The 17,431-nt window shown below is 38.3% G+C and carries 10 protein-coding genes and 1 tRNA gene; 8 read left to right on the forward strand and 3 right to left on the reverse strand.

Annotation, left to right across the window (positions count from 1 at the left end; genetic code table 11):
* Positions 1–424: 424 nt before the first annotated feature.
* The 4 genes from AAZR93_RS21225 (at position 425) to emrB (ending at position 5,761) form a co-directional block, all read left to right on the forward strand.
* Positions 425–1,624 carry an MFS transporter gene (locus AAZR93_RS21225; protein WP_434720995.1) on the forward strand — a complete coding sequence of 400 codons (1,200 nt, stop codon included), beginning with the start codon at positions 425–427 and terminating at the stop codon, positions 1,622–1,624.
* A 661-nt stretch (positions 1,625–2,285) separates the two neighbouring features.
* A complete protein-coding gene (gene mprA, locus AAZR93_RS21230; RefSeq protein ID WP_294105055.1) occupies positions 2,286–2,801 on the forward strand; it encodes a transcriptional repressor MprA in 516 nt (171 codons plus the stop codon).
* 225 nt (positions 2,802–3,026) lie between these two features.
* The gene (gene emrA, locus AAZR93_RS21235) at positions 3,027–4,208 is read left to right on the forward strand and encodes a multidrug efflux MFS transporter periplasmic adaptor subunit EmrA (protein WP_294105057.1); all 1,182 of its coding nucleotides are present in this window, start codon (positions 3,027–3,029) and stop codon (positions 4,206–4,208) included.
* A 14-nt stretch (positions 4,209–4,222) separates the two neighbouring features.
* Complete coding sequence (gene emrB, locus AAZR93_RS21240; protein ID WP_434720996.1) at positions 4,223–5,761, forward strand: multidrug efflux MFS transporter permease subunit EmrB; 1,539 nt, start codon at positions 4,223–4,225, stop codon at positions 5,759–5,761.
* 95 nt (positions 5,762–5,856) lie between these two features.
* Here emrB and pta read toward each other — a convergent pair whose 3' ends face one another.
* Entirely contained in the window at positions 5,857–9,105 is a 3,249-nt protein-coding gene (gene pta, locus AAZR93_RS21245) for an autotransporter Pta (RefSeq protein WP_434720997.1), read from the reverse strand.
* A gap of 571 nt (positions 9,106–9,676) precedes the next feature.
* On the reverse strand, positions 9,677–10,756 hold the full coding sequence (locus tag AAZR93_RS21250) for a tRNA/rRNA methyltransferase (protein ID WP_434720998.1): 1,080 nt from the start codon (positions 10,754–10,756) through the stop codon (positions 9,677–9,679).
* Positions 10,757–10,946: 190 nt separating this feature from the next.
* On the opposite strand from AAZR93_RS21250, the gene AAZR93_RS21255 reads away from it, so the two are divergent.
* The 4 genes from AAZR93_RS21255 to AAZR93_RS21270 all read left to right on the forward strand — a co-directional run bounded on the left by AAZR93_RS21255 (position 10,947) and on the right by AAZR93_RS21270 (position 16,479).
* Positions 10,947–11,648 carry a tRNA-uridine aminocarboxypropyltransferase gene (locus tag AAZR93_RS21255; protein WP_434720999.1) on the forward strand — a complete coding sequence of 234 codons (702 nt, stop codon included), beginning with the start codon at positions 10,947–10,949 and terminating at the stop codon, positions 11,646–11,648.
* A gap of 265 nt (positions 11,649–11,913) precedes the next feature.
* On the forward strand, positions 11,914–14,559 hold the full coding sequence (locus tag AAZR93_RS21260) for a bifunctional acetate--CoA ligase family protein/GNAT family N-acetyltransferase (RefSeq protein WP_434721000.1): 2,646 nt from the start codon (positions 11,914–11,916) through the stop codon (positions 14,557–14,559).
* 153 nt (positions 14,560–14,712) lie between these two features.
* Positions 14,713–16,068: a CDP-diacylglycerol--serine O-phosphatidyltransferase gene (pssA, locus tag AAZR93_RS21265; protein WP_434721001.1), complete on the forward strand. Its 1,356-nt coding sequence runs from the start codon at positions 14,713–14,715 to the stop codon at positions 16,066–16,068.
* Positions 16,069–16,134: 66 nt separating this feature from the next.
* Positions 16,135–16,479 (forward strand): YfiM family lipoprotein, encoded by a 345-nt coding sequence (locus AAZR93_RS21270; protein ID WP_434721002.1) that lies wholly within the window; start codon positions 16,135–16,137, stop codon positions 16,477–16,479.
* Between the two features lie 829 nt (positions 16,480–17,308).
* Here AAZR93_RS21270 and AAZR93_RS21275 read toward each other — a convergent pair.
* Positions 17,309–17,385, reverse strand: a tRNA-Asp gene (locus AAZR93_RS21275).
* Between the last annotated feature and the right edge of the window lie 46 nt (positions 17,386–17,431).

Below are 17,431 nucleotides of genomic sequence, written 5' to 3' on the forward strand. Positions count from 1 at the left end.
ACTTGGGTTTATAAATGAAGCCAACACCCCTACAATTTGAAAAATAACGGGTATCCATACCCTAAATAATTCGAGTTGTAGGTAGGCGGCAAATGAATGAGTCACAAGGAGCATACATCAGTATGTGGCTTGGGTTTATAAATGAAGCCAACACCCCTACAATTTGAAGAATAGCGGGTATCCATACCCTAAATAATTCGAGTTGTAGGTAGGCGGCAAATGAATGAGTCACAAGGAGCATACATCAGTATGTGACTTGGGTTTATAAATGAAGCCAACACCCCTACAATTTGAAAAATAACGGGTATCCATACCCTAAATAATTCGAGTTGTAGGTAGGCGGCAAATGAATGAGTCACAAGGAGCATACATCAGTATGTGACTTGGGATCATGAGTGAAGCCAACACCCCTACAACTTGAAGTATGACGGGTATGAACACAGAATTGACGAAAGGCCTCACCATCTTGATGGCAATCGCAACGGGACTAGTCGTTGCGAGTAACTACTATGCACAACCGCTATTAGAAACCATTGCTACACAGTTTAATTTAACAACCAATATGGCAGGATTTATCGTCACTGCTGCGCAATTGGGCTATGCTGCGGGCTTGTTTTTTTTAGTACCTTTGGGCGATCTATTTGAACGCAAACGCCTTATTTTAATCATGACTTCACTCTCTGCGATCGGCTTACTTATTACAGCGCTTTCTAGTCATGTCTGGCAGATTTTATTAGGGACTGCATTAACTGGATTATTTTCTGTTGTTGCTCAAATTTTGATCCCTATGGCGGCGTCAATCGCGAAGCCAAGCCAACGAGGTAAAGCCGTTGGTATCATCATGAGTGGGTTATTGCTAGGAATATTATTGGCAAGAACCGTATCTGGAGCTGTTGCAACTGTCGGTGGTTGGCGTGCTATTTACTTTGTTGCTTTTGGATTATTGATGATCTTAATGATAGTTCTTGCAGTCAAACTACCTCGATATCACCAAAAAACTGATCTCAATTATTTCCAATTAATTGGTTCTATTGGCCGTTTATTTTGCAGCACTCCTGTTCTGGTTACACGAGGTCTACTCGGTGCCCTTTCTTTTGCTAATTTCGGCCTATTGTGGACTGCAATGGCATTTTTACTTGCTAGTCCACCCTTTAATTATTCTGAAGGCACAATCGGCCTTTTCGGATTAGTTGGTGCTGCCGGCGCATTAATGGCATCACAAGCAGGTCATTTAGTCGATAAAGGTAAAGGAAAATGGCTCACAACCCTTGGACTTACTTTATTATTACTTTCTTGGATACCTATCGCTTTCGCAAAATACTCTCTGGTCGCTTTCATTATTGGTGTTTTAGTCCTCGACCTTGCGGTACAAGCTGTTCATGTCACCAACCAAAGTACTTTGTACCGTATTTTGCCTGACGCACGTAATCGCCTCACCGCTGGCTATATGACAAGCTATTTTATTGGCGGTGCACTCGGTTCACTATTGTCTGGCTATGCCTATGAACATGGTGGCTGGGAAGGTGTTGCCATTGCAGGTATTATTTTAGCGCTCATTAGTTTAGTCGTTTGGGCAATCGGTATCCGATTTGATCCAACCATATCCCCCTCAGATGAAACCTAAATTACTGTATTCAGATCAGGTCATAGCATCTATCGATAGGATGCTATGACCTAACTTCACACATAAAAAATCATAATATATTACTACTTAATCTCATACTTAAATTCAGCTTAAAACTATTTTTTTCATGATTTGAGAACTCAATTAATGATAAATAATTATGTAGTGTTATAGTTTCGCTAGCAAAAGTTAACAAATGACACAGTTAAACAAAAGATATGCCTTAATAAGACGCTATAATTATTACTTACTGACCTTATTGTTTCGATGAAAAACAATAAATACTCAAGTTAAATCTACGTATTTTCGCTTAACTTATAGTAAATGCCATCTGCATTGTAATACTTAAGTAACAAAAAAAGTGGTATTAAGTTAATGCAATGTGATTATATATTGTTTTATATGATTTTATTTGATATGTAAATTCTGACTATTTCATCAGTTTTTAACGCTATATGTGTGAAAAAAACAGTTTATTTTAATTACGCTATACTGAAACGTGTAATTTACATTCACAATATTTATGAATGATGTATCATTATCAAAATAAAATTGATGATATCAATTAAGTATAATTGCTAATTTTATCTTTTAATATACCATTTATATGGTTGATGACAGTTGTAATCTTACCAACTGAAACTAATAAGGTATCCAAATAATGGAAAGTTCATTTACACCGACTGAATCGCTATTAAACGCTCGTGTTGAACAACAAAAGTTACTCAACAAAGAAATTCCAGATAATGAAATTTTATTAACTCGTCTTAGTATGCATGTTCATGGCAAGCTACTTGATTCTCGTAATAACATGTTAAGATCTCAAGGTATCAATGAAACACTATTTATGGCTTTAATGATCCTTGATACTAAAGATACTGGCAGTATTCAACCGTCAGAGCTTAGTGCGGCTCTCGGTTCTTCTCGCACCAATGCAACACGGATTGCTGATGAATTAGAAAAGCATGGATGGATAGAACGCAAAGAAAGCCATAACGATAGACGCTGCTTGCATCTTCACCTGACTGAGAAAGGTTCTGAATTTTTAAATGGATTATTACCTCCTCAGCATGAAGCATTAATTGAAATTTGGTCAGTATTAGATGTAGATGAAAAACAACAACTTAGTAAATTAATGCGCAAGTTGCTTAACAAGCTCGATAACATAAAAAATTAATTCGACGATTAACCATTCATTTTATATGGTTAATGTATTTGAGCCTAATCTAGGCTCAATAACAAAAAAAGACTGTTCAGTGCCTAATATTTCATTATTCTTCTACCTTATGCTTTACGTTACCCCATCAAGTAAAAACATAATTTGTAGTCTCAGTTTCCAGTAGTTAATCACTAACTGCTGGAAACGTTTGTGATCCTTATCCATACATGGAGAATTACCAGAATGAGCGTCCGCGAGGAAATGCCAGAAACGCAACAGCCACAACGGAATAAAAAAAGGCAACGCAGAAATGCACTAGTATTCTTAACATTTATTTTTATTGCCATTGGGATTGGCTGGTCTGCTTACTGGTATTTAGTTCTTCGTCACCATGAGTCTACCGACAATGCTTACGTTGCCGGAAACCAAGTTCAAATCCAATCTCAGGTATCAGGTAGTGTAATGACGGTTAATGTTGATAACACTGACTTTGTCAAAAGTGGCACAATATTAGTTGAGCTTGACCCAAGAGATGCCGAAATTGCATTAGATAAAGCAAAGACTGAGCTGGCGAATAGTGTACGCCAAACACGTCAAAACATGATTAATAGCAGACAATATCAAGCTAATATTGATGTGAAACGCTCTGAACTTAGTCGATTACAAAACGATTTAAAACGTCGTGAAGTACTTGGGAATAGTAATCTTATTGGTAAAGAAGAACTACAACACGCGAGAGATTCTGTTATTAGTGCTAAAGCTGCCCTTGATGTTGCTATTGAACAATTCAATGCAAATCAAGCTATTGTGCTTAATACAGCAATAGAAAAACAACCCGCAGTCGAACAAGCCGCTACCCAAGTAAGAAATAGCTGGTTAACCCTACAACGGACTAAAATTGTCAGCCCTGTTGATGGTTATGTTTCGCGCCGCAGCGTGCAAGTAGGTTCACAAATCACCCTTGCAACGCCATTAATGGCCATCGTCCCCTCTAATGGAATGTGGATTGACGCAAATTTCAAAGAAACACAGCTTGCAGATATGCGCATTGGACAACCTGCCAAAGTAACCACTGATTTTTATGGTAAAGATATCGTTTTTAATGGTGTGGTTGTAGGATTAGACATGGGAACTGGTAGTGCTTTCTCTCTACTTCCGGCTCAAAATGCAAGTGGAAACTGGATAAAAGTTGTTCAACGCTTGCCAGTGCGTATTGCACTAGATGAAAAACAACTTGAAAACTACCCACTGCGTATTGGTCTTTCAACAGAAGTTTCTGTCGATACCTTAAATAAAGATGGCAAAGTGCTTTCAAAAGGTATGCGTGATACACCCGCTTACCACACATCTGCTTTAGCAATTGATATGTCTCCTGCGAACAAAATAGTTACTGAGATAATTAATAATAACTATGGCAACAAATAAGCAAAGAGGCCAATGTGACTAATGCACCGCTAACAGGATCGAAACTTGCATGGATGACAGTTGCGCTTTCACTCGCAACATTCATGCAAGTACTTGATTCAACAATAGCTAACGTTGCTATTCCAACCATATCTGGGAACTTGGGTGCATCGAATACGCAAGGCATATGGGTTATTACCTCATTTGGTGTAGCGAATGCGATATCGATACCGATAACGGGATGGCTCGCCCGTAGGATCGGGGAAGTCAGATTATTTTTATGGTCAACGGGTTTATTTGCACTAACATCATGGCTATGCGGGATCTCCGGTAGCCTAGAAATGTTGATTTTATTCCGTGTATTACAAGGGTTAGTTGCAGGTCCTTTGATCCCATTGTCTCAAAGCTTATTACTCAATAATTATCCACCAGCAAAACGGAATATGGCACTTGCACTTTGGTCAATGACCATTGTTGTCGCCCCGATTTGTGGCCCTATTTTAGGTGGATATATTAGTGATAACTACCATTGGGGATGGATATTCTTTATTAATGTTCCTTTTAGTGTTGCTATTATTTTTGCCATTATGAAAACACTCAAAGGCCGTGAAACCAATATATCTATCAGACCCATTGATACTATTGGCCTCGTTCTACTGGTCGTAGGTATTGGCGCGCTACAGATCATGCTTGACCAAGGTAAAGAGCTCGATTGGTTTAACTCAACTGAAATTATTGTACTAACAATTGTTGCTGTTATAGCTATTGCATTCTTAATTGTATGGGAGCTTACAGATGAGCACCCCGTTATTGACCTCTCACTATTTAAAGAACGAAATTTCACCATAGGCTGCTTATCACTCAGTCTTGCATATCTGCTTTATTTTGGAACCATTGTCCTACTGCCACAATTATTGCAGCAAGTCTTTGGTTATACGGCAACTTGGGCAGGACTCGCTTCCGCACCTATCGGTTTATTACCGTTATTAATTACACCGATTATTGGTCGATTCGGCAATCGTATTGATATGCGTTATTTAGTGACATTTAGCTTTATTGTCTATGCTATTTGTTATTATTGGCGTGCATATACCTTTGAACCTGGAATGAGTTTTGCGGCAGCAGCTTGGCCTCAATTTGTTCAAGGCTTGGCGATTGCTTGCTTCTTTATGCCATTAACCACCATTACTTTATCTGGATTACCTCCAGAAAGAATGGCGTCAGCCTCCAGTTTATCTAACTTTATTCGAACGTTAGCTGGGGCAATAGGAACATCTATCACCACAACTTTATGGACACAACGTGAGGCAATGCACCACGAAAACTTAACTGAATTTGTCAATCCATTTAATCCAAATGCTCAGCACATGTACAACGAATTGGCACAGGTCGGTATGAATGAGCAACAAAGTGCCGCTTATATAGCAAAAAGTATTACAGATCAGGGATTAATCATATCAGCCAATGAAATATTTTGGTTATCCGCAGGCGTTTTCATCTTATTAATGGTGCTTGTTTGGTTTGCGAAGCCACCTTTTGGGGCTGGCTCAAAAGACGGCGGCGGAGGCCATTAGTTAATCAAATGAAATGACCCTATAAAACCGATAATCGATGATATAGGGTCACATTTTTAATCACTAATAAAACTAAAGTATGAGTTTAATCTAAATTAAAAATTAATTTTCAATGTTGCATTAATACCACTAGAACTGACATCACTATTATATTGGCCTTGGTAAGAAACACCAAAAGTCGTTGATTTATTTAATTGCGCATCAACACCGAAACCTACGCCAAATAAATTATCCAATTTTCCGCCTCTCAAGGTTGCTTCACCTGAATTAGAAAGGAACAATTTAGCCTCAGGGCGATTATCACCAAAAATATGGCTAGCAGAAACATCCCCTTTTAATGCCATATTTATGCTACCTGCGGTAAATGGATAACCACCACGTAAACCAACTGTACCAACTTGAATATCTTGAGAGTCCGTTTTGCTAGTGAACTGCATATTCCCCACTTGCTCATGAATATTATCTGTTGATACTCGTAACCAATTGAATCCAGTATATGGTTCAATTGAATACTTATCGGTATTAAATTGTGTGTAAGCGCCTTCTAAGAATAACTGCGTAATTTTAGCATCATAACTGACAGAATTATTCCCCGAAGCTTGTCCTACCCATAATGTACGTTTAGCATCACGGTCTTGATTAGTATGAGTGATACCATAATTTAAAGAAGCAACATCATAAATATTGGATACACCGTATAAACCGATGTGAATATCGTTACTGTCTATTTTACCCTGTTCATTCGCTTTATATTTGGTTGAACCTGCACCAAAGAATAACCCAGCTTTAGTCTGTGAAGTCACATCAATTTCTGCGCCGACGAGTCCAGCATAGAAATCCACATCCATGTTACTATTACCATAATCTGCATTACCCCATTGACCGATACCTGTCATCCAAATACGGGCCTGACTATTTTCTAGCGCTGCGTAACGACCATGGCCAATACCAATTGCTTGATCTTTTACTGTTCGAGTTAACCCCAATACATTAACTACACTTGCATTATTCGCATTTAAATACATATCATTACCGAGTGATTGATAAGTACGACTCAAGTCGCTTTTATTCATTGGTAATACTGCATTAAATAATTCGCCACTTCCTTTATTATCTATCGCATTAGCAATAGCACGGCCATTTTCATTATTCGCAAATGTAGATAACGAGGTATCTGCTTTCTTACTTATAGTGCCTTTAATTGTATTATCTTTAACCGAAACATTTTTATCGAATAACGCATAATCATTATTTGTTTCTAGATTATTATCAGTTGCAGCCATTTTCATTTTAATACGGTTATCAACTAAATTATCCGCATTAACGATACCTGTCGCAACATTGTTATTCAAATAAACATCGCGTAGTTGGCCGACATTATCAGCGCCAACATCTAATGCAGCACCGTTATTTAATGACACATCACCGACATTAACATTATGTCCCGCCATTACTAAAAAAGTGCCTTTATCGTTAATATTAATATTGGCTTTATGACTTTCATTAGATGCTAGCTGGCCTTTTTGTGTAAATACATCATTATAACGATCGATAATACCGAATTTACCACCATTCACATTCACCGCTTCCAAACCAAAAGATTCAGTGAAACCATATAAAGTGCCTTGTTCAACCGTTGTACCACCACGATAAGTATTATCACCCGTCATGACTAAAGTACCTTGGCCTTTTTTCACCAATGTACCATCATATAAGCCTGCATCTAATTTAGCTTGAATGACATCCGCACGTTTTTGGTAATACTCTTGGCGCCATTTTTGTGCATCTTCTTTACTGACAATATGAGAAGTCGGATCTGAATTACCATCGTTAATAATAAAATCATCACCTAAGCTGTAATCGCCGCCAGCAGCGATGCCCTTATCTTTATAAGCCGCTAACCATGCAGTATCTTCTTGTTTACGTAAATCTAGCGCAGTTTGAGAAATATCATTAGTCCAAACATCTAACGGGACGGCATCAAGCTGATATTCAAATTTCCCTAAAAATTGGCCAGGCCCATACATCCCTTTCTCTAAATCGGGTGTTCCCCAGCCATAGCGAATGTCAGGTGTCCCTTCTGCTGATGTCCAACTATCATATAAAGAACCATCTGGGTTATAGCGGTTCGCCGTTGTAAACATCAAGTCACGCACTTGCATTGCATTCATGGCTTGATAGCGAGACATCAGAACACCCATAGCACCTGTAACGTGCGGCGCGGCCATTGAGGTACCACTAAAAGTATCCCAACCTGGGTTTCCTTCTTCATCAACAACGGTAGAGTAAATATTCCGACCCGGAGCAACAACCGTCCACCATTTTGCATTACCTGCTTCATTAAATACTTTTTCTAATTGATAGCCTGATTTATCCGCAGTTTGTTTAAGTCCCGCCACTGCAATCCAATGGTTTTCAGCCTCTGGATTAAAATAAGGATATAAAGGACGATAATATGGGTTAGCAAAATCACGGTTACCTGTTGTGAAAACTTGAACCACATTCGTCCCTTTCACTGCATCAAAAGCTGCATCGACAAATGAAGGCTTGTCACCATAAACTTTTTTGAAATAAAAATATTCATATTCTGTTTGTGCCGTCGTATCCACAGGCATATGTACGGTGGTATTACCGCCATCAGGACCTTTAGTTGGAATAGTATTAATAATGCGAGGGTTAGTCCCCCAGCTGTTATTAATTACCTGAGCGCCTGCATCAACCATTGCTTTCCAACCCGTATAAAAATATTGATAATCCTGATACGGGCCATAGTTATTGCTATCTGTTGCACCGGTATTACCTAGATAAATATCAGATCCCCAAGCAACCCCATGCATACCGTCACCATCACGATTAGCGCCGACAGTACCCGTTACGTGCGTGCCATGAGTGTCATTAACACCTTTTATCCAATTACCATCAACATCAAAAAGCTGGCCTTTTTCATAATGCCCACCCATTTCTTGGGGATAGCGCATACCCGTTGTGCCATATTCTCCTTTTGCCTTAACTGCATGAAAACGGGAACCACTCAGCTCCTGATGAGATAACAAAGCTCCTGAATCCATTACACCGATTTTTGCACCTTGCCCATGATAACCAAGGGCATAAGCACTAGATGCATTCATGGCAGAAAGTCCCCAGTCTTTCTGATATTCTTGGCTTTCCCAACTTTGTTTATCACCAAGTTGCCCCATTTCTGAATAAGAAATGGCATATCCAGAAAAAAGTAATGCAGAAGCAACAACAGAAAGTTGAAATCTATGTTTATTGATAAAATATTTTTTTATAGAGTGATTATTTTTTGAACTACAACGTAAATTCGACGCTATCTTTTTGTTCATTCCAATACCTTAGTTATATTTAAATTAATAACATTAATTAAGAATCAAAAAATAAAATCATGGAGATAATCTATTTTTTATAAAAATAAATATTTGAACAGCATCCCAAAAACATTATTTCAAAATGAAAATTAAGATAAATTAACTACTCACAGGTAATTAACTAGATAAATCTAACGACATAAGATCAAAGCAAGCTACTTTATAAACACTCAACGCTATATTTATCTTGCTTTTCGATACAATTATTCAAATTTTAAACATATTAAATAAGAAGGAGACATACTAAGAAACAATCGCTACAAACTAATTAACAAAAAAAACATCAGCATTTAGTAAAATAAAAATAAAACCTTACTTTAAATAATTAAGACTTTTCATCAATAACTAGAGCATTATTTTTAGTCACCACACACTTATTTATAGGTGACTGTTCTATAATAGAAGTACAATAAATTAAAAAAGAAATAGCCGAGGTCAGTACAGGGATTAATAATAAAAAAACCATACATTAATTAGCTGATTTAGCTTTTCATGTATGGTTTATCGAAGTTGATAATTTTATATTTGCTTACTTGGTTTTATTTTGCTGCCACCATTGAGCTAGCATAACACCCGTCGCTACAGAAACGTTGAGACTTTCAACTTTACCTGTACCACCAATATATACGCTCATATCACCTTCATCCCATGCGCTATCACTTAGGCCATCGCTTTCTTGACCTAACACCAGCACCATTTTGGCCGGTAACTGTGCTTTCGCAATGTCTTGGCTACCTTTATGGCTTGAAGTGGTTACGATGGTGTAACCTGCATCACGGAACTTAGTTAATGTTGAAGTAAAACCATCAGCATCAATCGCCTTAATATGTTCAGCGCCACCTTCAGCAGTACGGATCGCAGCACCAGACTCCAACATGCCCGCATCCTGTAAAATCACACCCTGCACACCAAAATGTGCACAACTACGCATGATCCCGCCAAGGTTATGTGGATTTCCCACATCTTCCAGTGCTAATACGCAATCTTTGTCAGTTGCTTCTTGTAAATAGGTCTCGACATCCATACCGCCGCGTTTTTTAATAATAAAACAAACGCCACCATGATGCTCTGTACCTGATGCTTTTTCTAACTCTTCATCATCAACCACATGATATGCTTTACGATTTGCAGCCATCCACTTCAACGCATCACGAAAACGCGGAGTGACAGACTTCAAAAACCATGCACGAACAATCGCATCTGGACGGTTTTTAAACATCGCTTGGCAAGCGTTCTCACCGTAAATGCGCGTTTCTTCCTGACGTTGTTTACGTAATTGCTCCGGATCAATCAGGCTTTTACCTGAAATGCCACCGTGGTCATTAATTAACTCTTCACTATCTGGTCGAGAAATTGTACGCCACGGGGAACGTTCGCGAGGAGCGCTATCTCTATCGCTATCTGAACGTCCTGAGCGGCCTGAACGTTCATTACGTCCACCGCTTCTATTATCAGAGCCTCTTCTGTCGCCACGGTCATCACGGCCACCACGATGCTTATTATCATTTTGGCGCTTATCGCTACCTTTATTGTCATCCTGCCCTTCACTGCGGACATACATCACTTTTACTTTGCCGTTTTTACCGCTAAAATCATTCGAGTCGTTCATCACTATCCCCTACTGAGCTTTGGCGCGAAGATTACATGATGTTTCAAGACTGCGCCACCAATTCACACGATTATCTCACTATAAAGGCTATTATCTCACCGAAAAGATATTGAATATACTTCTATCGTATACAAAGCGTTTTACGTACAATACACGCCTTGTTTTATAGCGGCTCACATACCTTACTCCCATGACTCAAAATGCAGTTTATCACTTACGTCAAAAACGTCTTGCCCTTTCAACTAAACCTTTCAAGGCTAGGGGTTGCCGGGTAAAGCGCTGCCAATATTGCTTATTACCCATTCGACAATGTTTTTGCGCACAAACAGTACCAATGAATGCAAAAAGCCAATTTTGCCTCATTATGTTTGATGGAGAAGTATTTAAGCCCAGTAATACAGGTAAACTTATCGCCGATATTTTACCGAATACACTTGCATTTCAATGGTCACGAACAGATCCTGACACACAGTTATTGTCTATCTTACAAGATACAACAAGACAGCCTTACCTTATATTTCCCGAAAGCTATGCTCAAAGTCAGCGTATTGTCGTCAATCAACCCAATATTTCAAACAAACCCGCGCTATTTATTTTATTAGACGGTACTTGGCCTGAGGCCAGTAAAATGTTTAGAAAAAGTCCTTACTTAGATAATATTCCCCTATTATCCATCAATACCAAAGCAAGAACCGATTATCTACTGCGAACGCCTTCAAGAGAAGAGCAGCATTGCACCGCTGAAATTGCAGCAACTGTACTTGAACTTGCCGGAGATATGGATGCATCTAAGCAACTATTTACTCACTTCAACTTATTTAGACATAAGTATCTTGAAGGAAAACCATCTCACCCTATTGCACAGCAAATTTTAGCTAAAACGACCCAATAATTATTCCATAACAATTTAACCTTTCGATAATATCCTTTTGGATCAGCCTTCATTTCTTTAGTGAGGTCAAAAGTGATAAATTTCAGATAACCTTCATCATAAAACGTGAACATGCTTATATAATTCAGTTAAAGTCACAGTCTAAACTAGCGTAATCTAAAAGATGAGGCATATTATTGATACAAAATGTCGTTAGATCGATATCGTATCAATAAAGATATTCATTGAGCGAGCCCCCGCTCATCAAAGTAAAAGGTTATCTGCCATGGGTTTAGTGAGTCAGTTAGAATCTTTGTTCAGACCAAAATCAATCGTTGTTATTGGTGCCTCTGAAAACCCTAATCGTGCAGGCTCAGTTATGATGAGAAACCTGTTAGGTAGTGGCTTCAAAGGTCCGATTCTTCCCGTAAATCCAAGCAGAAATTCAGTCCTTGGCGTTCTAGCTTATCCTTCGATTGATAAACTCCCACTAAAACCCGACCTCGCGGTTATTTGTACCCATTACTCAAGAAATATAGATTGTTTACGTCAGCTAGGTGAAGCGGGCTGTAATGTCGTTATTATTCTGTCTTCACCCTCAATTCAATTCAATGAACTAAAAAAAATTGCTCAACAATACCAAATTAGGCTACTTGGCCCAAATAGCCTCGGTTTTCTAGCGCCATGGCAGGGGTTAAATGCCAGTTTCTCACCAATACCGATTCTAAAAGGTAAACTCGCATTTATTTCTCAATCAGCAGCGGTTTCTAATACGGTTCTTGACTGGGCAAGGCATCGTGATATTGGCTTTTCATATTTTATTGCTTTAGGCGATAGCATCGACATTGATATCGATGATTTACTTGATTATCTCGCTCGCGACAGTAAAACCAGTGCTATTTTGCTCTACCTTGAAAATATAAGTGACGCTCGACGCTTTCTATCATCATCACGCAGCGCCTCACGTAATAAACCAATATTAGTAGTCAAAAGTGGTAGAACCCGAAAAGCGCAAGAGTTACTTGGCGAAAAACCAAGTCTTGATGCCGCCTATGACGCAGCAATTCAACGGGCAGGATTACTGCGAGTACAAGATACCCATGAAATGTTTTCTGCCGTAGAAACTCTCAGCTATATGACACCACTCAGAGGTGAGCGATTATCTATCATGAGTAACGGCTCAGCACCTGCGGCAATGGCACTAGATGAACTTCTGCAACGTAATGGAAAATTAGCTAAACTCAGCCCTGAAACTGAAAATGAGCTCAGTGCATTATTACCTCTAGATTTATCAACGCACAATCCTATTGATCTCGGAGATGATTCGACGGTTGAGAGGTACATCAGTGTCTTGAATAAAATGCTTGATAGTCATGACCATGATGCGCTACTCCTCATACATACCCCAAGCGCAATTACTGAAAGTAAAGTCATGGCTGAAAAAATAATAAAAGCCATAAAACAGCATCCTAGAGGTAAATGGCTAACGATTTTAACTAACTGGTGCGGTGAATATTCATCCCAAGAATCGCGACGCTTATTTAGTGAAGCAGGTATTCCAACCTATCGAACCCCAGAAGGTGCTATCACCGCTTATATGCATATGGTGGAATATCGTCGTAACCAAAAACAACTCAAAGAAACACCTGCGCTTCCTATTGGTATTACAGCCAATACTCAACAAGCTCATGAGTATATTCAGCAAGCCTTGCAAAATAATAATTTGCATTTAGATACTCATGAAGTTCAACCCATTTTGAAAGCTTATGGCCTAAATAGCCTACCCACTTGGATTGCTCACTCTAGCCAAGAAGCCATTGATATTGCGGAAAAAATCGGTTATCCCGTCGCATTAAAATTACGCTCTCCTGATATTATGCATAAATCAGAAGTTCAAGGCGTTATGCTATATCTACGTAATGCAAAAGAGGTCGAAGAAGCCGCTAAAGCAATAATCGAACGTGTTTCTGTTAATTATCCAAATGCACGAATTGAAGGATTATTAGTTCAAAGCATGGCCAACCGAGCGGGTGCTCAAGAACTAAGGATTGCAGTTGAATTAGATCCTGTTTTCGGTCCATTGATCATGCTAGGCGAAGGTGGTATCGAGTGGCAACAAGAAAGCCAAGCTGCTGTAGCTTTACCTCCATTAAATCTAGCCTTAGCCAGATATCTCGTGATAAATGCGATTAAAGGCTATAAAATCAAAGCTCGAAGCGCACTCGAACCACTAAATATTCCAGGTCTAGCCAGTTTATTAGTACGTGTATCCAACCTTATTATCGACTGCCCTAATATATCTCGTTTAGATATACACCCGTTACTCGCCGCTGGGGACGAGTTCACTTTACTCGATGTGTCAATGACATTAAGCGAAACGAGTGGCACAGCAACATCCCGATTAGCCATTCGCCCCTATCCAAGTGAGTTAGAAGAAACAATCCAGTTAAAAGATGACTTAACCTGCCTGCTACGTCCAATTCTTCCTGAAGATGAGCCACTTTTAAAATCATTTATTGAACGCGTCACAAAGGAAGATCTGTATTACCGATATTTCAGTGAAATTAGCGAATTTACCCATGACGATCTCGCTAATATGACACAAATCGATTATGACCGTGAAATGGCATTTGTTGCTGTTAAAAATCAAAATACGATACCTGAAATTATTGGTGTGACACGAGCAATGGCCGATCCTGACAATCAAGAGGCTGAATTTGCGGTTCTCGTCAGATCAGATATGAAAGGGCAAACATTAGGTTATCAGCTAATGCAAAAGCTATTAAATTACACTCGCGCTCATGGTATTAAAAAACTGACAGCAATTACCATGCCTGAGAATCGTAATATGATAAGTTTAGCTAAAAAACTAGGATTTAATATTGAGGTTCAATTTGAAGATGGCATTGTTAACCTTACACTCCATCTTTAAAAATGCATTAGGGTAAATTTGTATATTGATTAAACAGGTATTCAATTTATTCCTAACGACTTGGCTAAATATGCTATCATCCGTAGATCATTCGCTAAAATATTTGTGCAAAGCGATTTGCTATTGGACTAATAAGAGAAAATTCAAACTGTGATGTTGTCAAAATTAAAACAAGCAAAACATCAACAATATTTGGCAAATTTACCTAAATTGTCTCAATCCATTGCTGATGTTAGAACGCTATATAAAACAGAAGATTTTCGTGATGCTCTGCTTGAGCTAATCTCTCAAGCACAAAAAACCATCTACATTACGGCTCTGTATTTAGAAAAAGATGATGCAGGTAAAGACATACTTCATGCTTTATATGCAGCTAAGCAAGCTAATCCATCCCTAGAGATTAAAATCCTAGTTGATTGGCACCGCGCTCAACGTGGTCGAATTGGTGCTGCGGCAAATTTAACCAATGCTGACTGGTATTATGAAGTCGCGCAAAGCTACCCTAGTGTAGAGATTCCTATTTTTGGTATTCCGGTAAATACTCGTGAAGCATTAGGTGTTCTCCATCTTAAAGGTTTTTTGTTTGACGATACTCTGCTCTACAGCGGCGCAAGTATTAATGATGTATATCTGCATCGTCATGAAAAATACCGCTATGACAGATACCAAATTATCAAAAATGGCCAATTAACAGCCACGATGAAGCAATATATTGACAACACGCTGTTAGAATCAAATGCCATTCACTTACTAAATACGGCCACACGACCGAAAACTGCAGAATTTAAGCATTTAATTAAACAATTCCGCCTATCATTAAAAGATGAGTCTTACCAATTTCTAGGTAATGCATCTAATGATGAATTTGCAGTAACTCCATTTGTCGGACTTGGTAAAAAGAATGATTTAAATCGCGTGATAACTCATTTAATGAGTTCAACGACCAATAAACTGACTATTTGTACACCCTATTTTAATCTTCCCGCGGTACTTGTTAGAATTATAAGTCGGTTACTACGTGAAGGTAAGCAAGTAGAAATTATTATTGGGGATAAAACGGCCAATGACTTTTATATCCCGCCAGAAGAACCATTTAAAATAATTGGTGCGCTACCTTATCTATATGAAATAAATTTACGTAAATTTATCAGTCGATTACAGCGTTTTGTTGACTCAAAACAGCTCACAGTAAGACTATGGAAAGATAGCGATAATACCTACCACCTCAAGGGTATGTGGGTCGATGATAGCTGGCAATTGATCACCGGTAATAATCTAAATCCTCGAGCATGGGGCTTAGATCTTGAAAATGCAATCCTGCTACATGACCCCAAACAAGAGCTACAAGAACAACGTAGCCATGAATTGGAATGTATTCGCACTCATACCAAAGTTGTTGGTCATTACCGTGAGCTAGACAATATTCAAAGCTATCCAGTCAAAGTGAAAAAACTTATTCGTCGATTACGAAGAATACGTGTTGACCGTCTCATAAGCCGTATTTTATAAATTAACGCCAAAACGTCACTTCTGTGGCGTTTTCCCCCTAATTCACGACAAGTTAGTGATACCAAAATGCTAATTAACCGCTCAAATCCTTTAATTATGTTCTCTTTCATTTCTGTGCTCACGGGGTGTACTGGATTTCATTGGTCAAATGATAATTGGACCGGTAAAGATAAAGCACAACATTTTGCTTTTTCTACAGCTATGGCCGCTGCAGGTAATGCATATGCAGATAGGCAAAACATGTCACATAGAGATGCAGCGCAATTCGGTATCTTATTTTCTTTATCATTAGGAGCAGCAAAAGAATTTTATGATAGTCGGCCAGAAGGAATGGGTTGGAGTTGGCACGACTTTGCCTACGATGTTGCAGGCTCTATAGCAGGTTATAGCTTATATCAGTCCTTTAAATAAAAATGATACTAAAAATAGTATTAATTATATTTAATATCTCACGACTCATTATGTAGTTAAATTTTCCGAAATAAGTACTACAAGCTCCCCCTCATTTCAATACTATTTAATCTAACCTTAAATAAACTTAAAAATAGCGCCTAACATACTAAATAAGTGTTATCACTCACGGCCTTACATTCTATACAACCATTCGCTAAATTAATTTACAGCCCAAAAAAGCTTAATACAGCCTAAAATAAGACCAATAATAACCCTGTGCCTCAACAAAAGTGAGCTGTTACTCACTACTTTATATTTCGTACAATCATTCGTATAACTAATTTAATAGTATATCTAACACGATTTAATACAATCTAAAATAAGACTAACAATAACACCGTGCCACAACAAAAGTGAGCTGTTACTCACTACTTTATATTTCGCACAATCATTCATATAACTAATTTAATAGTATATCTAACACAACAGCATACAATCTAAAACAAAATTAATAATAACGTCGTACCACAGTATAAGTAAGCTGTTACTCACTACTTTATATTCTGTACAATCATTCATAGAACTAATTACACAACTGAATATAATCTAATACAACACTAATAAAATGTGCTTTGCTTACTATCCTTAGATTGGATAAGATCATTTACTATATTAACTAAGCCGAGTTTTTATTTAAATAGTTAAATAAGAAATTAACTATTTCATTCTAATAACCTAAGTGAATAAGATGGAATTAGCTGAAAAGGAATAATTTATAGAATTACAATGATGATTATTGATAGATATAAAAAAACCCCGTAATTTTCATTACGGGGTTTCTTATAAGTGGCGGAACGGACGGGACTCGAACCCGCGACCCCCTGCGTGACAGGCAGGTATTCTAACCAACTGAACTACCGCTCCACTTATTCTTTCGCCTTTCGGCTGCTTATCATTGTCTCTAAAGAGA

Source organism: Providencia sp. Je.9.19 (genome assembly GCF_051129765.1).
Lineage (GTDB): Bacteria > Pseudomonadota > Gammaproteobacteria > Enterobacterales > Enterobacteriaceae > Providencia.

Excerpts from the sequence above, each read along its gene's own strand:
- pta (WP_434720997.1), bottom strand. The coding sequence starts at position 9,105 with ATGAACAAAAAGATAGCGTCGAATTTACGTTGTAGTTCAAAAAATAAT.
- emrA (WP_294105057.1), top strand. The coding sequence starts at position 3,027 with ATGAGCGTCCGCGAGGAAATGCCAGAAACGCAACAGCCACAACGGAAT.
- AAZR93_RS21225 (WP_434720995.1), top strand. The coding sequence starts at position 425 with ATGACGGGTATGAACACAGAATTGACGAAAGGCCTCACCATCTTGATG.
- AAZR93_RS21255 (WP_434720999.1), top strand. The coding sequence starts at position 10,947 with ATGACTCAAAATGCAGTTTATCACTTACGTCAAAAACGTCTTGCCCTT.
- AAZR93_RS21260 (WP_434721000.1), top strand. The coding sequence starts at position 11,914 with ATGGGTTTAGTGAGTCAGTTAGAATCTTTGTTCAGACCAAAATCAATC.
- mprA (WP_294105055.1), top strand. The coding sequence starts at position 2,286 with ATGGAAAGTTCATTTACACCGACTGAATCGCTATTAAACGCTCGTGTT.
- AAZR93_RS21270 (WP_434721002.1), top strand. The coding sequence starts at position 16,135 with ATGCTAATTAACCGCTCAAATCCTTTAATTATGTTCTCTTTCATTTCT.
- pssA (WP_434721001.1), top strand. The coding sequence starts at position 14,713 with ATGTTGTCAAAATTAAAACAAGCAAAACATCAACAATATTTGGCAAAT.
- AAZR93_RS21250 (WP_434720998.1), bottom strand. The coding sequence starts at position 10,756 with ATGAACGACTCGAATGATTTTAGCGGTAAAAACGGCAAAGTAAAAGTG.